Source organism: Nocardia cyriacigeorgica NBRC 100375 (assembly GCF_000308555.1).
Classification (GTDB): Bacteria; Actinomycetota; Actinomycetes; order Mycobacteriales; family Mycobacteriaceae; genus Nocardia; species Nocardia cyriacigeorgica.
In genome coordinates, this window is the sequence record NZ_BAFY01000211.1 from 1 (window position 1) to 3,890 (window position 3,890).

The 3,890-nt window shown below is 69.4% G+C and carries 4 protein-coding genes; 1 reads left to right on the forward strand and 3 read right to left on the reverse strand.

Annotation, left to right across the window (positions count from 1 at the left end):
- The coding region (locus tag RJ05_RS21880; RefSeq protein WP_036540141.1) for a pyridoxamine 5'-phosphate oxidase family protein at positions 1–300 on the forward strand (300 nt) is incomplete at its 5' end.
- A gap of 116 nt (positions 301–416) precedes the next feature.
- Here RJ05_RS21880 and RJ05_RS21885 read toward each other — a convergent pair.
- From RJ05_RS21885 to RJ05_RS21900, 3 genes are all read right to left on the reverse strand, one after another.
- A complete protein-coding gene (locus RJ05_RS21885) occupies positions 417–962 on the reverse strand; it encodes a potassium channel family protein (RefSeq protein ID WP_036540143.1) in 546 nt (181 codons plus the stop codon).
- A 440-nt stretch (positions 963–1,402) separates the two neighbouring features.
- A complete protein-coding gene (locus tag RJ05_RS21890) occupies positions 1,403–2,074 on the reverse strand; it encodes a nucleoside/nucleotide kinase family protein (RefSeq protein ID WP_036540145.1) in 672 nt (223 codons plus the stop codon).
- 256 nt (positions 2,075–2,330) lie between these two features.
- Positions 2,331–3,890 (reverse strand): acyl-CoA dehydrogenase family protein (locus RJ05_RS21900; RefSeq protein ID WP_036540149.1); only part of this gene is annotated, 1,560 nt, incomplete at its 5' end.

Genomic DNA, 3,890 nt, shown 5'->3' on the forward strand with positions numbered 1-3,890 from the left:
CACGGCCTGCGCGTGATCGTCGAACATGCCGCGCCCGGCTCCTGGGACCGAGTGCGGCGGCCGAACAAGAAGGAACTCGCCGCGACCGCTGTCCTCGCGCTCGAGCTCACCGAGGCGTCGGTGAAGATGCGGGCGGGCGGGCCGAACGACGACGCGGACGATATCGTCGCCGGCGGTGTGTGGGCGGGGGTCCTGCCGACCCGTCAGGCCTGGGATCCGCCGGTGTCCGCGCCGGACCTCGAGCCAGGTGTCGCGGTCCCGTCCTCGGTGTCCCAGCGCACTGCCCGCCAATCCGGCTGAGCGAAGGTGAGTCCGGCCAGAGCGGCGCTGACTTCTTCCGGCGCGGCGGGCGCGACTCCGTGCGCGCTCACCGCCGCGATCTGTTCGTACTCGGCGGAATCCGGCATGGCACCAGGTTAATTCGCGTCGCGGTCCGAGGCCTGCCGTGACTCCAGCCTGCGGGTGATGCTGGTCGTCAGCACGGCCACCACGGTGCCGATGACGACCAGGTCGAACAGCATCTGCACGGTGCTCGCGACGCGGGCGATCTGGCCGACGGCATGGATGTCGCCGTAGCCGACAGTGGCCAGCGTCGACACCGTGTAGTACAGCGCGTCGGTGCGGGTGTCGAGCCCGTCGAACTGGCCAGGATCACGTTGTTCGAGTACGTAGTAGAAGATCGCGAAGAACACCACGACCACCGACACCAGCAGCAGCAGGCCGTCGATGCGCCGGGTGGTGTCTTCCATGGCGGCGATGTACTGAGTGATGCGCCGGTACCCGAGCCAGCACAAGCCGATCACGCCGGCGGCGAAGGCGAGCAGGGTGAGGATCCGGCCGCGCCAGTCGTCGGCGAAGTCGTAGCCGACGGGAACGAAGTAGAACAGCAGCAGCGCGCACACCACCGTGGCGACATTGCGTAAGGCGTGTGCTCGCTTGGAGGGCCGTGCGGTCGCCGTCATCGGTCCATGATCGGCCGCGGGAGTGCGCCGGGTGGCGATACACGCCAAGCGTTGGCGAATTGCGACCGGTTGCGCGCGCAGTGGTCGGGATGCTGATTCACGTCCGTATCGCGATTCGGGGCGGCGAGCCGAGGACATCTGCGACGCGGCCGGCGGGACCCTTGTTCGCCTGGTGGGTGGTTCGGCCGGATGGTTTGGGCCTGGGTGATGATCGCGGTCGGGTTGCGGTCGGGCGGCGGGGCCCTTGTTCGCGGGGTGGCAGGTTCGGCCGCATGGTTCGGCCGGGATGGCGACCGCGGTCGGTCTGCGGGCGGCCCGCGGTGGGGCGGTTGCTGACCCGTCGGTGCTGGTGGTCGTCGCGTCGTTCGGCCCCGGCACGGGTTCGGGGTGGGTGTCGCGCATGGCCTGCGCTTGTGGGCGGCGCGTCCACGGCGTCGCCCTCAGTCGATGAAGTAGTGCGAGTCGCGTTCGCGCAGCACCAGATCGGCGCGCTTGGCGGTGCCTTCGACCAGGTCGGCATTGGCCATGTCGCTGTCGTGCACTTTGGCCCGCGCGGCGATGTCGTCGCGCCCGCCGCGCAGGTGACGGTGCAGCAGCCGTTCGATGCGCGTGTGCCGGTCGGCGGTGAGATACCAGCAGTGGTTCAGCAGTGGCCGCACCTTCGACCACGGACCGTCATCGAGCAGCAGGTAGTTGCCTTCGGTGATGACGATTCGATGGTGGGTGACGACGATGCCGCCGGGTGTCGGCTCGTCGGTGGCTCGGTCGAACGTCGGCCACGGTATCGGTTCGCCGATCGGGGTGTGCCGCAACCGGTTCAGGCCATCGACGAACCCGGTGACGTCGAAGGTGTCGGGTTCGCCCTTGCCCGCCAGTCGCCCGAGGGCGCGCAGCCGCGCATTGGGCAGGTGGTAGCCGTCCATAGGTGCGAGTTCGGCGATACTCGACCCGGCCGCGGCGTCGACGGCCATCCGCAACGCCGCCGCCAGCGTCGATTTACCGGCACCGGGCGGGCCTGCGATGCCGAGCAGGTACCGGCCCGCGCAGCCTCCGGCTCGGTCCAGCACCCGCGCCGCCAGCGCATCGACCGTTGCTTCGAGCTCCTCCGTCACGGCCGTGACAGTACTCTCGCGCACTCGACCGCGACCGAGCTCCGTTACGGCGGAGTCTGCTGTCGCGGACCGGCCCGGCACGGCTACGGCCCTGACCAGCTTCATGGAATCGGAGGGTGTCGCCGGCGAGGTCGAGGTGCTCGTCGCGACCTTCCGCCGCGACTGGCTTCGTGCGAACGACAAGGGGCAGTCGCAGACGAAGCCGAGCCCCACGCCCGACGCTGTTGACGAGTACCGCGACGAGCAGGAGGTGATGTCAGGCGACGAACGCCCGCTCGATGATGGCGGCGGTATCGACCCCGGTGGGTAGGGTGCCGAACGCGATGCCCCAGTCGTCGCCGAGGCGAGTGGCGCAGAAGGCGTCGGCGACCGCGGAATGCCCGTGCCGCACCAACTGCGCGCCCTGCAGGACCAGCGCCATCAGCTCGACCACGCGGCGGGCACGGTACTCGATATCGCTGAGGTCGGACAGTTCCTTGCCGACGCGGTCGATGGCGTCGTCCAGGCGCGGATTCTCACCGCGGGCGAGATTCACCTCGTTGAAGTAGGCCTCGACCGTTTCCGGCTGGCGCCCCATCGCGCGCAGGGCGTCGAGCGCGGCGACATTGCCCGAGCCTTCCCAGATCGACATCAGCGGCGCCTCCCGGTACAGCCGCGGCATCCCGGACTCCTCGGCGTAACCATTGCCGCCGAAGCATTCCAGCGCCTCCGCCGCATGCGAGGGCGCCCGCTTGCACACCCAGTACTTGGTGACGGCCAGCGCGATCCGCCGCAGCGCCGCCTCGGCCGGGTCGCTGCCCGCGCGATCGGTGGCGCCGGCCAGCCGCATCATGACCGTGGTCGCCGCATCGGATTCGATCACCAGGTCTGCCAGCACGTTCGCCATCGCGGGCTGGTCGATCAGCTTGGCGCCGAACGCTTCCCGATGACGCGCGTGATGCACCGCGAAGACCGCGCCGACGCGCATCCCGGTGGCCGAGCCGATCACGCAGTCGAGCCTGGTCATGTTCACCATCTCGATGATGGTCTTGACGCCCGCGCCCTCGGGGCCGACCAGCCAGCCGGTGGCGTTCTCGTATTCGATCTCGGAGGAGGCGTTGGACTTGTTGCCCAGCTTGTCCTTGAGTCGCTGGATGCGGATCGGGTTGCGGGTGCCGTCGGGCAGCACTCGTGGCAGTAGGAAACACGACAGTCCGCCCGGCGCCTGCGCCAAGGTGAGGAACATATCCGACATCGGCGCTGAGGTGAACCACTTGTGCCCGACGATCCGGTACGAGCCGTCCGGCTGCGGTGTGGCGGTGGTGGTGTTCGCGCGGACGTCGGAGCCGCCCTGCTTCTCCGTCATGGACATGCCCGCGATGAGACCGGCCTTGGTGGACGGCTCACGTAGCCCGAAATCGTAAGTGCGCGAACCGAGTAGCGGTTCGTACCGCGCTGCCAGCTCCGGATTGTTGCGCAGTGCGGGGACCACGGCGTACGTCATCGAGATCGGGCACATGTGGCCCGCCTCGGCCGAACCCCAGGTGTAGAACTTCGCCGCGCGCGCGGTGTGCGCGCCTGGCCGTTCGTCGAGCCACGGCGCACCGTGCAGGCCGTGCGAGACTGCGACGTTCATCAGCTCGTGCCAGTACGGATGGAATTCGACTTCGTCGATGCGGTGGCCGTAGCGGTCGTGGGTGTGCAGCACCGGCGGGTTCTCATTGGCCAGGCGGCCCCACTCCTGGGCGCGCGCCGTACCGGCCAGCTCGCCCAGCTCGCGCACCTCGGCCTCGGCCCAGCCCGCGCCCTCCCGGTGCAGGCCTTCGATCAGTGCCGG

What these genes read in the sequence shown, in the direction of transcription:
- RJ05_RS21885 (WP_036540143.1), bottom strand. Translation starts at nt 962, where the DNA reads ATGACGGCGACCGCACGGCCCTCCAAGCGAGCACACGCCTTACGCAAT.